Genomic DNA, 19020 nt, shown 5'->3' with positions numbered 1-19020 from the left:
GCCGTCAGCGTCGTCTGGCCGTGGTCAACGTGACCGATCGTGCCGATGTTGCAGTCCGGCTTAGTGCGTTCGAACTTTCCCTTGGCCATGGCCAAACTCCTGTGGCCCGGGTCCGGAGCGGAGGGGCGCTTGTGCTCAGTTCAATAAACCTGGAGCGGGTAGACGGGATCGAACCGACATCCTCAGCTTGGAAGGCTGCTGCACTACCATTGTGCTATACCCGCACGAAGAATGCGGTTGCACCGCCCTTCGATTGAAGAGCGACGGTTCCGCACCCGATTCCTATCTGGACTCCCGGCCCGTCAGGCATTGAAGGCGCGTGGTGGGGGAAGCAGGACTCGAACCTGCGAAGCTTACGCAGCGGATTTACAGTCCGCCCCCTTTGCCGCTCGGGACATTCCCCCAGCGCGCCTTATGTCAATGCCGGTCTGGAAACGCCGGAAACAATCTTTCGATCATTCCGCGACGAAAGCCTTCGCTGTCGGGCGACGCCTGCAGTAGAGGAAGCGCCTGAACCGAAAGCCCTGGGGCCCAAATCGGAGGCCGTCTTATAGTGTCGTCATTTCGAGAACGCAACGACCGGAAAACCGGTAAAAAACAATCTTTCCAAAAGAGGGGGGAAGGCCGTCTAGATCGGCCTCAAACGCCCGCCACGCAAGGACGCGGCGGCGGTGAGACAGAGCGAAAACCGGCCCGTTCGCGCCCGGACGCCGATAATTTTCTTTGGGGACGCCATCCGGTTTTGGCCGCTTTGGCGAATCCTGCGCGTCGTGGAAGCGGCCGCCTGATGGTCACGGAAGACCGTGCCGAAGAGATTCAGCGCGAGAATCTGGCGAACGGCCACCGAATCGAAGTGGTTGATTCTGTCGCCCTGGGCCGGATGCTGCCCGCCGGGGCGGTGCACCAGGGCATGGCCTTCAAGGTCCAGCCGCTGGAAGGCGTGGCCCTGGAAGACCTGGCCGAACCGGCCGAGGGCGTCATCGTCATGCTGGATCAGCTGACCGACCCCCAGAACGTCGGCGCCATCTTCCGCTCAGCCCTGGCCTTCGGCGCGCGCGGCATAGTGGTGCAGGACCGCCACTCCCCCGCCCTGGCCGGCGCCCTGGCCAAGGCCTCGGCCGGCGCGACCGAACGCCTGCCCTGCGCCCGCGTGACGAATCTCAGCCGCGCGCTGGAGAAGCTGGCCGACTACGGCTGGCGCGCCATCGGCATGGACGGCGAATCGGATCTGACGCTGGAACAGGCGCTGGACGCCCGACCCACCGTCATCGTCATGGGCTCGGAAGGCGACGGCGTGCGCCGACTGGTGGCTGAACACTGCGAAGCCATGGCCCGCATCCCCATGCCCGGCGGTTTCGAGAGCCTGAACGTCTCCAACGCCGCCGCCATCGCCCTGTATGAAGCCGCCCGCGCCCAGGGCAGAGCGAGCTAGGAACTGATCCCCCGCGTCAACTCGCCCCTGCGGCGTCTTGGCGCGGGGCCTGTCGAGTTCTAAGAGTCCGACATGGACTTCCTCTCGAACCCCGAACTGATCAGTCAGGCCTCCGCCCTCGGCAAGGTGCTGATGATCGATCTGGTCCTGGCCGGCGACAACGCCGTCGCCGTGGGCCTCGCCGCCGCGGCCCTGCCCCAGGAACAGCGCCGCAAGGCCATCCTGATCGGCCTGGCCGCCGCCGTCGTCATGCGCATCGGGCTTGCGCTCATCACCGTCCAGCTGCTGGCCATCGTCGGCCTGCTGCTGGCGGGGGGCTTCCTGCTGCTGTGGGTGTGCTGGAAGATGTGGCGAGAGCTGCGCGAGCAGGCCACCCACGACCAGGCCGAGGCCGAGGCCGAGATCGAGCGCGCCATGGCCATCGAACACGGCGGCGGCCCTTCACCCGAAGAGCTGGGCCTGAAGCGCAAGACCTTCGGCGCCGCCCTGATCCAGATCATGATCGCCGACCTGACCATGAGCCTGGACAATGTCCTGGCCGTGGCCGGCGCCAGTCACGAACATCCCTGGATCATGGTGTTCGGCCTGATCCTGTCCATCGCCCTGATGGGTCTGGCGGCCACCTTCATCGCCAAGCTGCTGAACCGCTATCGCTGGATCGCCTATGTCGGCCTGGCCATCGTTCTCTACGTCGCCTTGCACATGATCTGGGACGGCGGGCGTTCGGTGATCGTCCGCACCGGCCATGCCGATCAGTTCAACGCCTCGGCGCCGGCCTTCCTCGCCATCGGCGCAGAGGAGCAGGCCAAGCATATGAAGCACACGGGCAAGGGCGCGGATTCGCACACGCCTCACGCCCTGCCCGGCGGTCGCGAACGACGCGATCCGCCGCCGCAGACGGTCGAGCCCGCTCAACCCGCCTCCTGAAATACGAAAGGCCCGGAGCGATCCGGGCCTTTCTCATGTTCAGGCCATCGCCTCAGCGGCCACGCAACCAACCCGTGAGCGAAATCCGATCGCCGCCGGCGGACAGCGCCACCTGCGTCACCGAATGCGGCGTCGGCACCCGCAACAGGTTCAGCGTGTTGAAGCGCGGCGTGAAGGCCTCGGCCACATTGCCGTCCTCGCCATGGAAGGCCAGCAGCCCGCCCCAGTCGATCCGCCAACCGGGCGTCAGGTTCAGCACATAGGCGAAGTAGCGGTTCTTCCCTTCGGCGTGATCGTCATGCTCGGTCAGGAAGTGCCCCGCGCGATAACGCGTCACCTGCATGTCGGCCATGGCGATGCGCTCTTCTCCCGTCAGCTCTCGCATCAGCCCCAGAAAGTCATCGCCATTCAGGAAGGTCGCCAAGGCTCGCCAAGGAGCCTCGGCAAGACCGTCCTGCACCAGGTCGAACACCGGATAGTTGTCGTACAGATACTGGAAATCCGTCGCCGCCGACTTCTGGATCGCCTCTCCCAGTCCACGCTTCTGATCCGGCTGAAGAGACGCCAGCCACGCGGATGGCAGGTCGACATGGCCGGTCCCCCTCCGCGTCACGACGTTGTAATCCGCCTCACGCGCCAGATCATACAGCGCGGCGGCCGAGGGCTCGGTCAGTATGCCTTCAACCTGGGCGCGGCCGGTCCGTTGCAGGCGTTCGCGAACGGCGGCGCGCCGATCCGACGACACCGCATTCAAGGCAGGGAGCATGGCCCCGGCGCTCACCCTTCGGCGCCGCCGAAACGTTCGGTCCACTCGGCGACCTGAGCGTCCTCGATCTTGGCGAACAGCACCTGGGCGGCGGCAACCGCTTGCCCGGCGGGAACGAGATTCAACAGATCGCCCTCGACGTCCGGCCACGACAGGTCGGTCGCGCCCACCGTGGCGGCGATGCGAGCCGCCGCCTCGGGCATGAAGGGCGCGGTGACGCGGGCGAACAGGGCGACCAGGGACAGGCCGGCGCGCACCACCACGGCGGCGCGTTCGCGATCCGTCTTCAGCGCCGTCCAGGGGGCGGCTTCCTGAAGATATTCGTTGCCCAGCACCCACAGAGCGCGCGCCGCCTGGGCCGCCTTGCGGAACTCCATGGCCTCGAACTCATAGGTCAGGCTGGCCAGGGCCGCCTTGACGTCAGCCGCCAGCTTCTCTTCCAGCGCGCCCGGTTCGCCGCCCTCGGGCGCGACGCCCTCGAACTTGGATTCCGTGAACTTGACGATGCGGTTGACGAAGTTGCCCAGCACGTCGGCCAGATCCTTGTTCGTCGTCGACTGGAACTGCTCCCAGGTGAAGGCCGCGTCGGAATGTTCTGGCCCATAGGCCGTCAGGTGCCAGCGCCAGTAATCGGCGGGCAGCAGCTCCAGCGCCTGATCCATGAAGACGCCCCGGCCCATGCTGGTCGAGAACTTGCCGCCGTACCAGTTCAGCCAGTTAAAGGCCTTGAGCTGGTCCACCGTCTTCCAAGGCTCTCCCGAGCCGAGGATGGTCGCCGGGAAGCTGACGGTGTGGAAGGCGACGTTGTCCTTGCCCATGAACTGGACGTAGCGCACGTCTTCGGCGCCCTCGTCCAGACGCCACCACGAGCGCCAGTTTCCGCCGGTCTTCTGCGCCCACTCCTCGGTCGCGCCGATGTACTCGATGGGCGCGTCGAACCAGACGTAGAAGACCTTGCCCTCCATGCCCGGACGCGGACCGCCGTCGGGACCGACGACCGGCACGCCCCATTTCAGGTCGCGGGTGATGCCGCGGTCGATCAGGCCTTCGTCCAGATGCTTATAGGCGATGGAGCGCGCCAGCGGCTGCCACTGGGGCGAGCGGGCGTCGACCCAGGCGCGCACGTCGTCGGCCACCTTGGTCTGCAGCAGATAGAGGTGACGCGTGTCGCGGACCTCCAGATTGCGGCTGCCCGACACCGCCGAATAGGGATTGATCAGATCGGTCGGGTCCAGCAGGCGGCCGCAGTTGTCGCACTGGTCGCCGCGCGCCTTTTCATAGGCGCAATGCGGACAGGTGCCCTCGACATAGCGGTCGGGCAGAAAGCGGGCGTCGTCGATCGAATAGATCATCCGGTCCACGCGCTCCTCGATCAGGCCGCGTTCCTCCAGCACCTTCGCGAAATGCTGGGTCAGGCGGGTGTTCGGGGCGTTGGAGCTGCGGCCGAAGACGTCGAACGACAGGCTGAAGGCGTCGGCGGCCTTCTTCTGAACCTGGTGCTGCTCGTCACAATAGGTACGGACGTCCTGACCGGCGGCGGCGGCGGCCAATTCAGCCGGGGTGCCGTGCTCGTCGGTGGCGCAGACATAGAGGACGTCATGGCCGCGCGCCCGCATGAACCGCGCCCACACATCAGCGGGCAACATGGACCCGGCCAAATTCCCCAGGTGCTTGATGCCGTTGATGTAGGGCAGCGCCGAGGTGATGAGGATGCGGGACATGATCTTCCAACGTCTGACAAGGAGGCGTCGGATATAGAGGGCGCAAACCCAGTCGTCACCTTTTATGGGCCGGACGCCTATGAGACAGGCGTCGCCCTTGCCGTCGGCAGACGCCGCGCGATCCGCACGAACCGCCCGGTCAGCAGCGCGCCAGAGATCAGGCTGGCGACGATCACTGACCAGACCAGGCCGTCCACGCCCATGCGATGCGCCAGGAACCAGCCCAGCGGGATCATGATGAAACCATAGGACAGTAGGTGCATCAGCGTCGGCCACACCACATCGCCCGCCGCGCGGTTCGCCTGGGCGGCGACCACCTGCTGGGCGTCGGCGACGAAGAACAGAGTCGCCAGCGCCAAGGCCGGGGCCGCGATGGCCAGGATCGCCGGGTCGGTCGTATAGGCGCCGACCACTAGCGGTGCGGTCAGCCACAGGCCGATGGCGATGATGAAGGCCAGCACCGTCACCACGCCGACGCCCGCCAGGCCGCCCCGCATGACGCCCGCTCGATCGCCGCCGCCGTAGCTGCGGCCGACCAGCACCGCCGTCGCCGACGACAGGCCCATGGGCACCATGAAGACGATGGCGGAAACGTTGATGACCACGGCCCAGCTGGCGGTCTCGGCCGCGCCCAATTGACCGGCGAACAGGGTCATGGCCGCGAAGGCCCCGACCTCGATGAAGTTGGACGCGCCGCCGCCGAGACCGACCTTAATCTGCTGGCTTTCAACCGCCTTGTCGCGCTTGGGCTTGTTGAACACGCCCCAGGCGCGCGCTTCGGGCAGGCGCAGAATGAAGATCACCAGGAAAATCGCCAGCGCCGCCCGCGCGCCGAACGTCGCCCAGGCCGAGGCCACGGCGCCGTCCAGGCCGATGCCCAGGATGTCCGGCACCAGCAGCAGGTTCAGCGCCAGGTTGACCGCATTGGCCACCCACATGGCCACCATGCCCGCCTTGGGCCGGTGCAGCCCCTCCAGGAAAAACAGGGCGCAGATCGAAATCAGATAGGCCGGCATCGACAGGGCGAAGACCATCAGGGCAGGCGTCGCGCCCTCGCCCAAGCCGTCCTCCAGCCCCATGTGCACCAGTCCGAACGGCCCCAGCAGCAGCAGGCCGATCATGGCGACAAAGCCGATCTGCAGGGCGTAGGTCATGCCGCGACGCAGGACCGCGCCGACCTCATCGCCGCGCCCCTCGCCCAGCAGACGGGCGGTCATGACCTGCACCCCCATCATCAGGCCGACCGCCGTGGTCAGCACGACCGAGGACGGTGCCCAGGCCAGGGAGTGGTAGGCCAGCTCGCGGCTGGCGTAGTGGCCGACGACGATAGCGTCGGTCAGGCCCATGGTCATGATGCCCAGACGCGCCAGCACGACCGGCCAGGCCAGCTTCAACAGCTCGGACAGGGTGGCGCGATTATGGAAGCTGAACAGGGACTGGACCATCGGACGCCGCAACAGCCACGCGCGCAGGCGCGGGTCAATCGATTTTCCGGCCGGTTCAGGCGCCTACCAGGCGCCCAGCTCGCGCAACTCGCGCGCCAGGTCAGGCGGCAGGTCCGTCGGCTCGGCCACCGACAGGTCCGGCGGCACGTCCTTCTCGAAATAGCGCCAGCCCTGAAACGGTCGCCGGGCCAGGGGCGCAGTGCGGATGACCTGGCTGTCGAGCTTGATCTCGCAGCGGCTGGTCTTGCCCTCGCCGATGGTCGTGATCTCGAGGATACGCTGGCGGCAGGTCACGGAGCCTTTCATGACCCAGTACAGCGAGCCGCCGTCCTCGATCTCGGCGGCGCGCTTCGGCGTCATTCGGGTGTGGACGATGCGCCAGTCGGACCGGGCCGCGTTCGCTTCCAGCGTCTCGACCTCGGTCACGCCGACGCAGAGCTTGATCATGTGCAGGGGCATGAGGCCCAACTAGTCATCCGACGCCGCGAAGGCCAGCTCGGCTCAGGGCTGGCGATCCAGTTGGGTGAAGATTTCCTGCCCCTTGGCGGTCAGTTCCTGTCCGCAACGCTGGCTGTGCGAACGGACCTGTTCGACCGGGATGGAGTCCGTATATTCCAGCATCCGCCCGATCCAGTTGCGCGCCGGATCGCGGCCTTCCAGACGGCCCAGATAATACATCATGCCGCCCGTATACTGCTGCTTGAGCTCATCCGAGGCGGCCGGATCGTCGATCGCCACCGCCAGCAGGCCCATGCACTGCAGATCCGCGGCCGACTCCGTCGGCATATCGCTCAGGTCGGCTCCCACAAGCGCCGTCGCCATCAGGGCCGCAACGATCATTCGCCCTCGGCCTTCACCACAGCCAGCACCGCGCCGTCCACGACCTGATCGCCGACGGCGACGTTGAACTCGGCCACCACGCCGTCGAAGGGCGCGGTCAGGGCGTGCTCCATCTTCATGGCCTCCAGCACGACGACCGGCTGGCCCTTGGCCACCTTGTCCCCGGCCTTGGCGGGCGAGGCGACGATCTTGCCCGGCATGGGCGCGCGCAGGCCACCGTCGGAGGCGGAACCGCCCGCCGGACCGCTGGACTGGCGGCGGTGGAACTCGACCACGTCGCCGCCGTCGAACACCAGCACCCGTCCGGCGTCCGGCGACAAGGTGCTGACGACCTCGCCGTCGACCACGACCACGCCCGGCTCGCCATAGATCTGAGCCGAGCCGAATTCGCCGCTCACGGTGAAGCTGGAAGAACGCCCATACCAGCCCGGCTCGCCGGTCAGGGTCAGGGCGTGCGCCGCGCCGTCATGGTGGACCCCCGCATGCGCCTGCGGCGCCGCGTTCAGCCGGAAACCGAACAGGCCCGCGCGGGCGGGCGCCAGCACATTGTCCGGCGCGTCAAAGGCGGCGGCGTCCGCCTCCAGCCCGATCTGTCCCGCCGCAGCGGCCAGGGCGCGGGCGGAAACCTGAGCCGGGGCGATCAGCGCCCCCTCCTCCGCCGCGATGAAGCCGGTGTCCACGTCGCCTTCGACAAAGCGCGGATGGTCCAGACAACGCGCCATGAATCCCGCATTGGTCTTCACCGGCCAGACCTCGACCTCACGGCAGGCGTCGGCCAGACGGGCGGCAGCGGCCTCGCGGGTGTCTTCGTGGACGATCAGCTTGGCGATCATGGGGTCGTAGAACTGGCTGACCTCGCCGCCCTGCATCACGCCGGTGTCGACGCGGATATCATCCGGCATGACGAAGTGATCCAGCCGCCCGATCGACGGCAGGAAGCCGTTGGCCGGGTCTTCGGCGTAGAGGCGGGCCTCCATCGCCCAGCCCTTCATCGGAATGTCGGCCTGCGCCAGCGGAATGGGCTCGCCCGCTGCAACGCGCAGTTGCCATTCGACCAGATCGACGCCGGTGATGGCCTCCGTCACCGGGTGTTCGACCTGAAGCCGGGTGTTCATCTCCATGAACCAGATGCGGTCGGCCTTCAGTCCGTCGGAGGCGTCGGCGATGAACTCGATGGTGCCTGCGCCCTGATAGTCCACGGCCTTGGCGGCGCGCACGGCGGCGGCGGTGACGGCGTCGCGCGTGGCCTGATCCATGCCCGGCGCCGGGGCCTCCTCGATCACCTTCTGGTGGCGGCGCTGCAGCGAGCAGTCGCGCTCATGCAGATGGACGACATTGCCGTGGCTGTCGCCGAAGACCTGCACCTCGATGTGGCGCGGGCGGGTGATGTAGCTTTCGATCAGCACGCGCGGATCGCCGAAAGACGACTGACCCTCGCGCTGGGCCGACGCCAGATTTTCAGCAAAGTCCTCGGCGCGGTCGACCTTGCGCATCCCCTTGCCGCCGCCGCCCGCGACCGCCTTGATCAGAACCGGGAAGCCGATGCGGTTCGCCTCGGCCGTCAGGGTCTCCAGCGACTGGTCCTCGCCCTGATAGCCGGGGGTGACGGGCACGCCCGCCTCGATCATCAGCTTCTTGGCCGCGTCCTTCAGGCCCATGGCGCGGATCGAGGACGGCTTGGGGCCGATCCAGACGATACCTGCCGCCGCCACCGCCTCGGCGAAGTCGGCGTTCTCGGACAGGAAGCCATAGCCGGGGTGAATGGCCTCCGCCCCAGTCGCCTTGGCCGCCGCCAGTACCTTGGCCGCATCCAGATAGGATTCGCGCGCCGCCGCCGGACCGATCAGCACCGCTTCATCAGCCTCGCGCACGTGCAGGGCGTTGGCGTCAGCCTCGGAATAGACGGCGATGGTGCGCAGGCCCATGCGACGAGCGGTGCGGAAGACGCGGCAGGCGATCTCGCCGCGATTGGCGACCAGGACGGATTTAAACATAGGGCGTTCCTAACCCTTCTCCCCTTGTGGGAGAAGGTGGCCCGCAAAGCGGGTCGGATGAGGGGTCTCGCAACGCTGAAATCGCGCGGTTCAGAAGCAGACGGACAAGGCGAAGCAACCCCTCATCCGTCATGCTCCGCATGACACCTTCTCCCACAAGGGGAGAAGGACGAAATTACTGCGCCCAGTTGGCCGGACGCTTGTCCAGAAACGCGCGGACGCCTTCCTGACCCTCGGCCGAGACGCGGGCGCGGGCGATGCGCTTGGCGGTCTCTTCCAGCAGGCGGTTGTCGATCTCTTCGCCCGCCACGTCGTTCACCAGGCGCTTGGCGTCGCCCATGGCGCCCGGCGCATTGGCCGACAGGCTGTCGGTCAGCATGGAGATGAACTCGTCCACCGAACCTTCAGGCAGGACCATGTCGATCAGCCCCGCATGGGCCGCGTAATCGGCGTCGAAGATGTTGGCCGTCAGGAACAGTTGGCGGGCGCGGCGCGCGCCGACCGCCTCGATGACATAAGGGGCGATGGTCGCCGGGATCAGGCCCAGCTTGACCTCCGAGAAGGCGAAGCGCGTCCCCTCGACGGCCACGGCCATGTCGCAGGCGGCGACGATGCCCGCCCCGCCGCCCATGGCCGCGCCCTCGACCAGGGCCACCGTCAGGGCCGGCACGTCGTGCAGGGCCTTGAGCATCTTGGCCAGCCCCATGGCGTCGTCGCGGTTGTCGCTCTCGGACCAGTCGGCGGCCGAGCGCATCCAGTTCAGGTCGGCGCCCGCACTGAACGTTCCGCCCGCGCCGCGGATGAAGACCACGCGCACCTTGTCGGCGCCGTGCAGGGTCTCGAACGCTTCATAGAGGGCGGCGATGGTCGCTGCGTCGAAAGCGTTCCTCTTCTCGGGACGGTTGATGGTGACGAAAACCACTCCGTCGGCCGTGGCGTCGATCTGCACCAGATCGTCGTTGGCGTCCGGCGCCGCATCGGCGACGAAGGGGTGTGCGATGGCGTTCATCTCCGCCGCCTCGGCGTCGGTGATGTCCAGAGCGTTCAGCTCTTCTTCGGTCGGCTTCTGGTCAGTCATGATGGGCTCCTTGGCCGATAGAACGCTTCAAACGTCATCCCTCTCCCCCTCGCTGGGTAAGAAGGCGATTAAACAGGATCGCAGCGGTTGGCGCGAACGGTCTTGCCGTCCTGCTCGACGCGCAGCGAGACGCCCGCCACCGGCGACAGGCGCAGGGTCTGGACGAGGGTCTGGTCGCCGTCCGACGACTGGTTCTCCAGAACCACGCGGATGGCGTCGCCTTCGCCTTGCAGGGTCTCCAGAGCCACCAGCTTGGAGGTGTCCTCATAACCCTTGATCTCATTGGCCGTGATGACGAAGCGCGTGCCGCTCTCGTCCTTGGCGCAACCGTCGTCGCTGTAATCCCAATTGCCGCGATAGCCGACCGGGAAGACCGCTTCGGACGGCTCGCCCGCGCGCGCGGCCGCCTCTTCGGCCGCAGAGACCGGCTCGGTCTGCGGCGTCGCAGCCTCAGACGCGGCTTCGACCGTCGCCGGGGCCTTGGAATCGGCCTGCGATCCGCAGGCCGCGAGCAGCGCGGTCAGGGCGATGAGAGCTGCAGTTTTCTTCATGTCACTGTCCTTGTCGTGCAGATTCTGATCCCACATCGAGATCGCCGACGCGACACTCTCAGCCGCGCGATCCGGCTTCAAGTCGTTTTTTGAACACCGTGCAATTTATTGCCTTACATCCGGAACACGCCGAAGGTCGTCTCCGGGATCGGGGCGTTCAACGAAGCGCTGATGGCCAGGCCCAGCACGTCGCGCGTCTGGGCCGGGTCGATGACCCCGTCGTCCCACAGGCGGGCCGTGGCGTAATAGGGGTTGCCCTCGTCCTCATACTTCTGACGGATCGGCGCCTTGAAGGCCTCGGCTTCATCCGGGGTCCATGTGTCCGCGTCGCGGTGGACGGTAGCCAGAACGCTGGCCGCCTGTTCGCCGCCCATGACGCTGATGCGGCTGTTGGGCCAAGTGAAGAGGAAGCGCGGGCTGTAGGCCCGGCCGCACATGCCGTAGTTGCCCGCGCCGAACGATCCGCCGATCAGGACGGTGAACTTGGGCACCTCAGCCGAGGCGACGGCCGTGACCAGCTTTGCTCCGTGCTTGGCGATGCCTTCGGCTTCATATTTGCCGCCGACCATGAAGCCCGAGATGTTCTGCAGGAACAGCAGCGGAATCTTGCGCTTGCAGGCCAGTTCGATGAAGTGCGCGCCCTTCTGGGCGCTCTCCGAGAACAGCACGCCGTTGTTGGCCAGGATGGCGACCGGCTGCCCCCAGATGCGGGCGAAGCCGCACACCAGCGACGTGCCGTACAGGGCCTTAAACTCGTCCAGTTCCGAGCCGTCGACGACGCGGGCGATGACCTCGCGTACGTCATAGGGAGCGCGGACGTCCTCAGGGATGATCCCGTACAGTTCGGCCGGATCATAGGCGGGCGCGCGCGGCTCGCGCACGTCCAGCGGCTGGGCCTTGGTCGTGTTCAGATTGGCGACAATGGAGCGCACGATCTCCAGCGCGTGCTCGTCGTTCTCGGCCACATGGTCGACCACGCCGGACTTTCGGCCGTGGGTTTCGGCGCCGCCCAGTTCCTCGGCCGAGATGACCTCGCCCGTCGCTGCCTTCACCAGCGGCGGACCGGCCAGGAAGATGGTGCCCTGATTGCGCACGATCACCGTCTCGTCCGACATGGCCGGCACATAGGCGCCGCCCGCCGTACACGACCCCATGACGCAGGCGATCTGCGGGATCGAGCGCGCGCTCATCCGCGCCTGATTGAAGAAGATGCGGCCGAAATGGTCGCGATCCGGAAACACCTCGGCCTGGTGCGGCAGGTTCGCCCCGCCGGAATCGACCAGATAGACGCACGGCAGATTGTTCTGCTCGGCGATCTCCTGCGCCCGCAGATGCTTCTTCACCGTCATGGGGAAGTAGGCGCCGCCCTTCACCGTCGGGTCGTTGGCGACGATCATGACCTCGCGGCCCGACACCCGGCCGACGCCGCAGATCATGCCCGCGCCGGGGGCTTCGTCGCGATACATGCCGTTGGCGGCCAGTTGGCCGACCTCTAGGAACGGCGAGCCGGGGTCCAGCAGGCGCTCGACCCGGTCGCGCGGCAACAGCTTGCCGCGCGCCACATGGCGCTCACGGCTGGCGTCTGAGCCGCCGCGCGCGGCCTTGGCCACCTTTTCATGAAGCTCGTCCCGCAGGGCGCGATTGTGCGCATCCAGCGTTTTGAAAGCAGGACTGTTGCGATCGACGGCGGAAATCAGCTTGGGCATGCCCAAGGTTTAGGAGGCTTCCGCCTCCGGGGGAAGCCGTTCGGTTCACCGAAGGCGAAATCCGCTATATCTCCTCTTCATGGCCCCGCTTCGACCGGACACGCTCGCCGCCGCCCTGTCACGCGCCTTCGAGGACGCGCGGGACAGCCGCGCCAGCTGGTTCGCCCTGACGCGAGGCGAGCGCCTGTTCTCTGTCGGTGATCCGGCCGACACCCTCTATCTTCTGCGCGCCGGGCGTCTGGGCGTCTTCCGCCGCGACGACGCGCGGGTTCCGCAGATGGCCGCCGTCATCAAACCCGGCGAGCCGGTCGGCGAACTGGCCATGCTGGCGGGCACGTCGCACATGTCGGACGTGGTCGCCCTGCGCGACAGCGATGTTCTGGCCCTGCCGCGCGAGGCCTTCTTCGACGCCGCGCGCAACGATCCCATGCTGATGTCCGAACTGGGCCAGATCATGCTGAGCCGCGCCCGCGAGCGCAGCGGCGGCGCGGAACCCAACGTCTTCGGCTTCGTCGCGGCCCGCGACAGGCCGATCCGCGCCTTCGTCGAGCGCGTGGCCCGTGCGGTCGAGGCCCAGGGCAGCACCTGCCACGTCATCGACAGCTCGGCCCTGGCCTCGGCCGCCGAATGGTTCTCTCGGGTTGAAGACGCCCACGACTACGTCCTCTACGTCGCCGAGGCGGACGAACCGAACTGGGCCGCCCTTTGCGCGCGCCAGGTCGACCGCCTGTTCCTGGTCGGGGCCGCCGACCGGCCGCCGCCCCCTGCCCCGCCGGTCGCCGACGACTGGGACGACGCAGGCCAGCGCACCGACCTGATCCTGTTGCGCGATCCACGGATGCCGCGCCCCAGCAACACCCGCGTCTGGCTGGACGCGCTGAAGCCCGGCCGCTGGTTCCACGCGGTCGAAGGCCTGTTCGACGACACGGCGCGGATCGCTCGCCTGATCACCGGCTCGGCCGTGGGCGTGGTGCTGTCAGGCGGCGGCGCCCGCGCCTACGCCCACATCGGCGCGCTGAAGGCTCTGCGCGAGGCGGGCACGCCCATCGACTTCATCGGCGGGGCTTCCATGGGGGCGGTCATCGCCGCGGGGCCCGCCCTGGGCTGGTCGGACGAAGAGTTGGAGCATCACATCCGACAGGCCTTCGTCCTGGCCGATCCCCTGGCCGACATCGCGCCGCCCATTATCGCCATGACACACGCTCGCAAGGTCAAGGCACTGATGAAGGAGGCCTTCGGCGATGTGCAGATGGAGGACATGCTGCTGCCCTTCTTCGCCGTGTCGACCAATCTGACCTCGGGCAAGCTGGAGGTGCATCGCGAAGGCATGCTGCGTCACGCCCTGCGCGCCTCCATCTCCCTGCCCGGCGTCATGCCGCCCGTGGTGATGAACGGTCAGGTGCTGGTCGACGGCGCCGTGCTGCGAAACTTCCCCAGTGACGTCATGCGGCGGCTCAACAGAGGCCCCGTGGTCGGCGTCGACGTATCGCAATCACGCGGCGTCGACCCCAAGGCCCTGGAGGATCCTCCCTCCTGGTGGCGCTGGATCCTGTCGGGCGCGTGGAAGCGCGGCCCTCCGATCGTCTCGATCCTGATGCGTTCGGCCACCCTGTCCAGCGAGGCCGAGCGGATGCAGGCCCGCGCCGAGACGGACCTGCTGATCCTGCCCACGCTCGACGGCGTGGATATACGCGATTGGAAAGCCTATGAACCCGGCGTCGCGGCTGGGTATGAGGCCGCCCGCGCGGCCCTCGACAGTCTCAACGGATCGGTCGAGACCCTGCATCGCCGCCGCCGGACCGGCGCGCCAGAAGAAACAGTCGAGGAAATGGCAGAAGTGTCATTCCCTCAGGACGTCGTGGAAACGCCTCGCCCAACACCTGAGCCAGGCGCGCCAGGAAGGCGTCGCGGTTGGCTGGGTCTTCGCAAAGCGCGGTCAGATAAGGCCTGAGGGCGGTCCCCTTCATCCACTCCAGCACGGCGTTCTCGCCGTCCAAGACGTGCAGATAGGTCGTCGACCAGACGTCGACCTCCTCGCACAGGTCCGCCACCGCGTCGTAATAGGCCTCGGCCGCCAGCAGCGGCTGGATGGTGTCGACGCCCTTCAGGCGCGCGCTCCACGGGCCGTCCGCCGCTGTCTGGCGCATCAGGGTGTGGTGCCGCGTCTCCCAGGCCATCGGCATCTGCACCGCCAGCACCCCATCCGGCGCCAGCGCCTCGGTCAGCCGCCGGAACAGTTCCGCATGATCCGGCGCCCACTGCAGCGAGGCGTTGGCCAGGATCAGATCCACCGGGGCGGCGGGCTTCCAGGCCTCAAGGTCGCCCTGCACCCAGTCCACATCATCGGGCAGGCCCCGCGCCTGTTCCAGCATGGCGGCGCTCGAATCCAGCCCATGCACCCGCGCGTCCGGCCAGCGCCGTTTCAACAGGGCCGCGTGCTGGCCCGTGCCGCAACCGATGTCCCAAACCTCATGCGGGTCCAGATCGTCTGGAAGCTGCGACAGCAGATCGATGGCCGCGCGATCGCGCTGGCGCTCGAAACGGTTGTATTGCTGGGGATCCCACGCCGGCGACGTCATCGTCATACTTCTCCCTCGACCTTCGCAAGAAGCGATTCGAGGGAGAATGGTACAGCCTCTCAGGATTGAACTGAGGACCTCCGGCTCCACAAACCGGCGCTCTAACCAGCTGAGCTAAGGCTGCACATCTCTGCGCGAGGGCGGTTCTCTAGCGGGCCTCGCCGTCGGGGGCAAGCGGCCATTTCGTCCTCGCGCAGGATTTTATGTTTTATCCCCGTCAGTTCCAACCGCGGCTGGCGATATACTGCTGAAGTTGCATCAAACGGGTCTGGTCCGACGGGTGGGTTGAGGCGAACTCCGGCGTCCCCGCCTGCCGTCCTTCCGCCATGGCGCGCCACAGGGCCAGCGATTCCGACGGCCTGTAGCCGGCAGCCGCCATGTAATCGACGCCCAGGCGATCCGCCTCCAGCTCGTGGCTGCGCGAGAACGGCAACAGGACGCCCAATTGCGCGCCCATGCCGCCAAAGGCCTGAACCGCCTGGCTGTAGTCCCCGGCCTGGCTCTGCACGGCGCCCAGAATCAGGCCCGTCGTCTGGGTGGTCGAGGCGCGCTCGGCGGCGTGACGGGCGATGACGTGGCCGACCTCGTGGCCGATCACGGCCGCCAGCTGGTCGTCGTTCTTGGCGATGGCCAACAGCCCCGTCGTCACCCCCATATGGCCCGACGGCAGGACGAAGGCGTTCGGCGTGGAATCGTCGAAGACCGCATACTCCCAATGGCGGTTGGTCAGATTCGCGGCCTGGACGATGCGATCGCCCACTCGGCGCACCCGGGCGTTCTGCGCCGCATTGTTCGACACCTTCTGCGTCCGCAGCGTCTCGGCCCAGGCCGCCTGCGACTGCTGGACCAGCACGCCGTCGTCGATGAAGACCAGCTGATTGCGGCCCAGGGCCTCATTATAGGCGCAGGCGCCGACCCCAGCGCCCAAGACGCCAGTGGTGATCGCCAAGGCGAGCATAAGGGGCTTGCGAGACATCGATCCTCCGGAACAGTTCAGGGCCATAATGCACAGGCGGGCCGCCCGGCTCCATGCCTGACGCCGTAAAGTGGTTCCATCGCCCATTCATTGGGCCTCAGCGTCCGGGCTTCAGCACATGAAAAAAGCGCCCCGAGGCGAAACCTCGAGGCGCTTCTTTTCGTTCAGTGCGTTCGCACGCTTAGTCCAGGTTAAACGGCACCCGGACCACGAACTTGGCGTTCGTTGCAGCGCCATCGACCGTACGGGGCGAAAGCTGCCCGCGTTGGACGATGCGAACGGCCGCAGAGCCGAAGCCCATGCCCGACGGCTCTTCCGAGACGACGCGGCAACCTTCGGGCTTGCCGCTCGGGGTCACCGTGCATTCGACCGTGGCCGAACCGCCCACGCCGCGATCAAGAGCGCGTTGCGGGAAGTCCCGTTCAGTCGGACGCGGCGGGCGAGCCCACTGCGGGTTGGTGATGACCGAAGGACGCGGCGGCGCGGGCGGCGCCGGCGGAGGCGGAGGACCAGGGACGATCACGGGCGGGCCCGTATATTCGACGCGGTTTTCCTTCTTCGTCGGCTCGATCGGCAAGGTCACCGGAGGCGGAGGCGCCTGGGTGTTGACGACCGGCTCGCGCACCTGAAGCTTCGGCGGCGGAGGCGTATCCGGCGGCGGCGGCGGCGGCGGCGGAGGCGGAGGCGGCGGAGGCGGGGCCTCCATCAACTCCACGTCCACAGCCTCGTCCACGTAGTCGAACTCCTGGAGTTCGAACTTGCTCTTGTACAGGTAGACACCTGCAAGAACGTGGACGATCACCGAGACGCCGATCCCGACCATCGCACCCGTCGAGAGTTTCTTCTTCTTGGGTGCGTCAAGCAGAGGGTCGCGGTGCTCGTGAGGTTCAGCAGTCATGCTTTGAGTCACGCCCCCTACGATTGATCTTCGCCAACCAGGGCGACACTGTAAAAACCATTATCCTGCAAGGCGTTCATGACCTGCATGAAGTCCCCGTAACGCGTCTGCTGGTCAGCGCGGATAAAGATCCGCTCTTCGTCCGGATTACGCGTTCCGATTTGGGTCCTCAGGTCATCGCCCAGAGCGGCGACCGACGTCGGGAAATCGCCCACGTACACTTCGCCGCCATTCTGGATGGAGATGAAGACGGGCTTGGGCGGATTGACGGCCGGCGGAGCGACGGCGCGTGGAAGTGTCACCGGCACCGACACGGTGGCGAGCGGAGCCGCCACCATGAAGATGATGAGGAGAACCAGCATAATGTCCACGAAAGGCGTGACATTGATTTCGCTGTTCGCCTCGACGGTGTACTTGCCGCCGCCGGAACCGGAAAGTTTGGCGGCCATCCGTCTTACGCCCCCTTGTCGAGTTGACGCGAGATCGAGTTCATCAGCTCGGCGTTGAAGCCGTCAGCACGAGCGCCGTACGAAGCGATGCGGGTGTTGAAGTAGTTATAGAAGATAACCGCCGGGATAGCCGCGAACAGACCGATGCCGGTAGCCAGCAGGGCTTCAGCGATACCCGGAGCAACGACGGCCAGGTTGGTGGTGTTCGACTCGGCGATGCCGATGAACGAGTTCATGATGCCGTAAACGGTGCCGAACAGACCGATGAACGGACCGCCCGAACCGACCGAGGCCAGGAACTGCTGGCCGCCCGACAGGCGGATACCCATGCCGCCCTGCACGGCGCCGACGGCGTTGCCGGCGCGAGCGACGGTCGTATCGCGGTGAGCGCCCGTCACATCAAGACCGGCTTGACGCGACAGTTCGATTTCGCCGGTGGCCGCAGCGGCCATGTCGGCCAGCGGGTTGCCGTCGAACTCTTCCGAGGTGGCCAGGCGACGGATGTCGGCCAGGTTGCGAGCACCGCGGTACTCTTCCAGGAAGCGGTTGGTCTTCTTGGTCAGCGAGCTGAACTCAACCAGTTTGATGAGCAGCAGCGTCCAGGAGAAGATCGAGGCCAGGACCAGGCCTGCCATCACGACCTTAACGACCGGGTGCGCCATCATGAACATGGCGATCGGGGTCAGGCCCGCACCGCCGTGACCGCCGGCGGCGGCTTCTTCAGCGGGGGCTTCAGCAGCTGCGTCTGCAGCCGGGGCGGCGGCGTCGGCGGCCGGAGCGGCGGCGTCAGCGGCGGCGGGAGCCGAAGCGGCGGCCGGGGCAGCCGGAGCGGCCGCGTCCTGCGCCAGAACCGGCGAGCTCGCCATCAGGACGGCGGCGCCGGCCATTGCGAGGAGGATATTCGTCTTCTTGCTATCGAGCATGTTTCGCCAGTTCCTGCTTTGGTCTGACTCGTGGAACCCAAAACCCAAGCCGCGTCAGTCGGCTGGGCCTTTACCGTGAAATTTTCCTCCCGCCGGAATTTCTCCCCCGCCGGTCGGCGCCGCATTCTTACGAAACATCCTGAGACGCTTTGCAGACTGGAGCGATGGAACCATACCCCCCCGTCCACAGCCTGCAAGCAAGAATGCGGTTAAGTCCCTTTGACGAACGGCTATCGGAGCGTCAAGGGCGGAAAATAGCTTTTCACCCCGCGCGCCTCGCCCCCGAGGCAGAGGCGCACAAATATTCCATTTGAATGAAATATAACGGCAACAAAAATGCCAACGCAGAGAATGTTAAGGAATGTTTAGGCCCATGACGATTTTTCGGCTTTTTCAAGGCCGAAGCGAATAATCATCATGTGAGGGGAAAGTGGTGCCTGGAGGCGGATTCGAACCACCGACACGCGGATTTTCAATCCGCTGCTCTACCAACTGAGCTATCCAGGCGTCGCTTTGCGTCGCGAGAGGCGGCTCTATAGGCGAGCCCGAACGGGCTGTCCAGACGCCAATTCACTCAATTCCACGATCTTTTTCATCATCGTGCGCATCTTCGGCCGGAATGGCGTAGCCGCCGGTGAACCAACGCTGCAGATCGATGTCGGCGCAACGCTTGGAGCAGAAAGGCTTGTAGGCGGCGACGGCCTCGGCGCGACGGCAAATGGGGCATTGGGCCAT

The 19020-nt window shown here is 66.6% G+C and carries 18 protein-coding genes, 4 tRNA genes and 1 pseudogene; 3 read left to right on the top strand and 20 right to left on the bottom strand.

Annotation, left to right across the window (positions count from 1 at the left end; genetic code table 11):
• The 3 genes from B3D50_RS02175 to B3D50_RS02165 form a co-directional block, all read right to left on the bottom strand.
• Window positions 1-89 (bottom strand): hypothetical protein (locus B3D50_RS02175; protein ID WP_286949210.1); only part of this gene is annotated, 89 nt, incomplete at its 3' end.
• A 61-nt stretch (window positions 90-150) separates the two neighbouring features.
• Window positions 151-224: transfer RNA gene (locus B3D50_RS02170), tRNA-Gly, on the bottom strand.
• Window positions 225-320: 96 nt separating this feature from the next.
• Window positions 321-404, bottom strand: a tRNA-Tyr gene (locus B3D50_RS02165).
• A 149-nt stretch (window positions 405-553) separates the two neighbouring features.
• Here B3D50_RS02165 and rlmB point away from each other — a divergent pair.
• Window positions 554-1432 (top strand): 23S rRNA (guanosine(2251)-2'-O)-methyltransferase RlmB, encoded by an 879-nt coding sequence (gene rlmB, locus B3D50_RS02160; protein WP_076224801.1) that lies wholly within the window; start codon window positions 554-556, stop codon window positions 1430-1432.
• Window positions 1433-1504: 72 nt separating this feature from the next.
• Window positions 1505-2359: a TerC family protein gene (locus B3D50_RS02155; RefSeq protein WP_112999353.1), complete on the top strand. Its 855-nt coding sequence runs from the start codon at window positions 1505-1507 to the stop codon at window positions 2357-2359.
• Window positions 2360-2411: 52 nt separating this feature from the next.
• Here the strand turns inward: B3D50_RS02155 and B3D50_RS02150 are convergent, their stop codons facing one another.
• The 9 genes from B3D50_RS02150 to B3D50_RS02110 form a co-directional block, all read right to left on the bottom strand.
• On the bottom strand, window positions 2412-3125 hold the full coding sequence (locus B3D50_RS02150; protein ID WP_286949207.1) for a 2OG-Fe(II) oxygenase: 714 nt from the start codon (window positions 3123-3125) through the stop codon (window positions 2412-2414).
• An 11-nt stretch (window positions 3126-3136) separates the two neighbouring features.
• Window positions 3137-4846, bottom strand: a complete 1710-nt coding sequence (gene metG, locus B3D50_RS02145) for a methionine--tRNA ligase (RefSeq protein WP_286949206.1) — start codon at window positions 4844-4846, stop codon at window positions 3137-3139.
• Window positions 4847-4923: 77 nt separating this feature from the next.
• The gene (locus B3D50_RS02140) at window positions 4924-6291 is read right to left on the bottom strand and encodes an MATE family efflux transporter (protein WP_003164357.1); all 1368 of its coding nucleotides are present in this window, start codon (window positions 6289-6291) and stop codon (window positions 4924-4926) included.
• Window positions 6292-6354: 63 nt separating this feature from the next.
• On the bottom strand, window positions 6355-6750 hold the full coding sequence (locus B3D50_RS02135) for a DUF1489 family protein (protein WP_286949209.1): 396 nt from the start codon (window positions 6748-6750) through the stop codon (window positions 6355-6357).
• Between the two features lie 42 nt (window positions 6751-6792).
• Complete coding sequence (locus tag B3D50_RS02130) at window positions 6793-7131, bottom strand: hypothetical protein (protein ID WP_286949205.1); 339 nt, start codon at window positions 7129-7131, stop codon at window positions 6793-6795.
• Complete coding sequence (locus B3D50_RS02125) at window positions 7128-9125, bottom strand: acetyl/propionyl/methylcrotonyl-CoA carboxylase subunit alpha (RefSeq protein WP_286949204.1); 1998 nt, start codon at window positions 9123-9125, stop codon at window positions 7128-7130. Before B3D50_RS02125 ends, B3D50_RS02130 begins: the two co-directional genes overlap by 4 nt.
• A 175-nt stretch (window positions 9126-9300) precedes the next feature.
• Window positions 9301-10203: an enoyl-CoA hydratase-related protein gene (locus tag B3D50_RS02120; RefSeq protein WP_286949203.1), complete on the bottom strand. Its 903-nt coding sequence runs from the start codon at window positions 10201-10203 to the stop codon at window positions 9301-9303.
• Window positions 10204-10271: 68 nt separating this feature from the next.
• Complete coding sequence (locus tag B3D50_RS02115) at window positions 10272-10754, bottom strand: hypothetical protein (RefSeq protein WP_143276805.1); 483 nt, start codon at window positions 10752-10754, stop codon at window positions 10272-10274.
• A 113-nt stretch (window positions 10755-10867) separates the two neighbouring features.
• Window positions 10868-12460: a carboxyl transferase domain-containing protein gene (locus B3D50_RS02110; protein ID WP_286949202.1), complete on the bottom strand. Its 1593-nt coding sequence runs from the start codon at window positions 12458-12460 to the stop codon at window positions 10868-10870.
• Window positions 12461-12539: 79 nt separating this feature from the next.
• On the opposite strand from B3D50_RS02110, the gene B3D50_RS02105 reads away from it, so the two are divergent.
• Complete coding sequence (locus tag B3D50_RS02105; protein WP_286949201.1) at window positions 12540-14411, top strand: patatin-like phospholipase family protein; 1872 nt, start codon at window positions 12540-12542, stop codon at window positions 14409-14411.
• A 229-nt stretch (window positions 14412-14640) separates the two neighbouring features.
• Here B3D50_RS02105 and B3D50_RS02100 read toward each other — a convergent pair.
• The 8 genes and pseudogenes from B3D50_RS02100 to B3D50_RS02065 form a co-directional block, all read right to left on the bottom strand.
• Window positions 14641-15039 (bottom strand): annotated as a pseudogene (locus B3D50_RS02100) (methyltransferase domain-containing protein); the annotation flags it as partial.
• A gap of 47 nt (window positions 15040-15086) precedes the next feature.
• Window positions 15087-15163, bottom strand: a tRNA-His gene (locus tag B3D50_RS02095).
• 93 nt (window positions 15164-15256) lie between these two features.
• Window positions 15257-16015 carry a M48 family metallopeptidase gene (locus tag B3D50_RS02090; protein ID WP_286949200.1) on the bottom strand — a complete coding sequence of 253 codons (759 nt, stop codon included), beginning with the start codon at window positions 16013-16015 and terminating at the stop codon, window positions 15257-15259.
• Window positions 16016-16196: 181 nt separating this feature from the next.
• Window positions 16197-16913, bottom strand: coding sequence for an energy transducer TonB (locus tag B3D50_RS02085; RefSeq protein WP_286949199.1), 717 nt, complete (start codon window positions 16911-16913; stop codon window positions 16197-16199).
• Between the two features lie 17 nt (window positions 16914-16930).
• A complete protein-coding gene (locus B3D50_RS02080) occupies window positions 16931-17362 on the bottom strand; it encodes an ExbD/TolR family protein (protein WP_040345002.1) in 432 nt (143 codons plus the stop codon).
• Window positions 17363-17367: 5 nt separating this feature from the next.
• On the bottom strand, window positions 17368-18285 hold the full coding sequence (locus tag B3D50_RS02075; protein ID WP_046653025.1) for a MotA/TolQ/ExbB proton channel family protein: 918 nt from the start codon (window positions 18283-18285) through the stop codon (window positions 17368-17370).
• A gap of 431 nt (window positions 18286-18716) precedes the next feature.
• Window positions 18717-18792 (bottom strand) — tRNA-Phe (locus B3D50_RS02070).
• A 63-nt stretch (window positions 18793-18855) separates the two neighbouring features.
• Window positions 18856-19020 (bottom strand): DNA gyrase inhibitor YacG, encoded by a 165-nt coding sequence (locus B3D50_RS02065; RefSeq protein ID WP_003164350.1) that lies wholly within the window; start codon window positions 19018-19020, stop codon window positions 18856-18858.

It is taken from the genome of Brevundimonas sp. UBA7507, assembly GCF_002478355.1.
Lineage (GTDB): Bacteria > Pseudomonadota > Alphaproteobacteria > Caulobacterales > Caulobacteraceae > Brevundimonas > Brevundimonas diminuta_D.
The sequence above is the reverse complement of the archived record's forward strand: the minus strand, read 5'-3'. Positions and strand labels throughout refer to the sequence as shown.

Bases quoted from the DNA above. Each gene is read 5' to 3' on its own strand.
- B3D50_RS02115 (WP_143276805.1), bottom strand. From the start codon at position 10,754: ATGAAGAAAACTGCAGCTCTCATCGCCCTGACCGCGCTGCTCGCGGCC.
- B3D50_RS02140 (WP_003164357.1), bottom strand. From the start codon at position 6,291: ATGGTCCAGTCCCTGTTCAGCTTCCATAATCGCGCCACCCTGTCCGAG.
- B3D50_RS02075 (WP_046653025.1), bottom strand. From the start codon at position 18,285: ATGCTCGATAGCAAGAAGACGAATATCCTCCTCGCAATGGCCGGCGCC.
- B3D50_RS02150 (WP_286949207.1), bottom strand. From the start codon at position 3,125: ATGCTCCCTGCCTTGAATGCGGTGTCGTCGGATCGGCGCGCCGCCGTT.
- B3D50_RS02125 (WP_286949204.1), bottom strand. From the start codon at position 9,125: ATGTTTAAATCCGTCCTGGTCGCCAATCGCGGCGAGATCGCCTGCCGC.
- B3D50_RS02085 (WP_286949199.1), bottom strand. From the start codon at position 16,913: ATGACTGCTGAACCTCACGAGCACCGCGACCCTCTGCTTGACGCACCC.
- B3D50_RS02080 (WP_040345002.1), bottom strand. From the start codon at position 17,362: ATGGCCGCCAAACTTTCCGGTTCCGGCGGCGGCAAGTACACCGTCGAG.
- B3D50_RS02155 (WP_112999353.1), top strand. From the start codon at position 1,505: ATGGACTTCCTCTCGAACCCCGAACTGATCAGTCAGGCCTCCGCCCTC.
- B3D50_RS02110 (WP_286949202.1), bottom strand. From the start codon at position 12,460: ATGCCCAAGCTGATTTCCGCCGTCGATCGCAACAGTCCTGCTTTCAAA.
- B3D50_RS02105 (WP_286949201.1), top strand. From the start codon at position 12,540: ATGGCCCCGCTTCGACCGGACACGCTCGCCGCCGCCCTGTCACGCGCC.
- metG (WP_286949206.1), bottom strand. From the start codon at position 4,846: ATGTCCCGCATCCTCATCACCTCGGCGCTGCCCTACATCAACGGCATC.
- B3D50_RS02135 (WP_286949209.1), bottom strand. From the start codon at position 6,750: ATGCCCCTGCACATGATCAAGCTCTGCGTCGGCGTGACCGAGGTCGAG.
- B3D50_RS02130 (WP_286949205.1), bottom strand. From the start codon at position 7,131: ATGATCGTTGCGGCCCTGATGGCGACGGCGCTTGTGGGAGCCGACCTG.
- B3D50_RS02090 (WP_286949200.1), bottom strand. From the start codon at position 16,015: ATGTCTCGCAAGCCCCTTATGCTCGCCTTGGCGATCACCACTGGCGTC.
- B3D50_RS02065 (WP_003164350.1), bottom strand. From the start codon at position 19,020: ATGGCCCAATGCCCCATTTGCCGTCGCGCCGAGGCCGTCGCCGCCTAC.
- B3D50_RS02120 (WP_286949203.1), bottom strand. From the start codon at position 10,203: ATGACTGACCAGAAGCCGACCGAAGAAGAGCTGAACGCTCTGGACATC.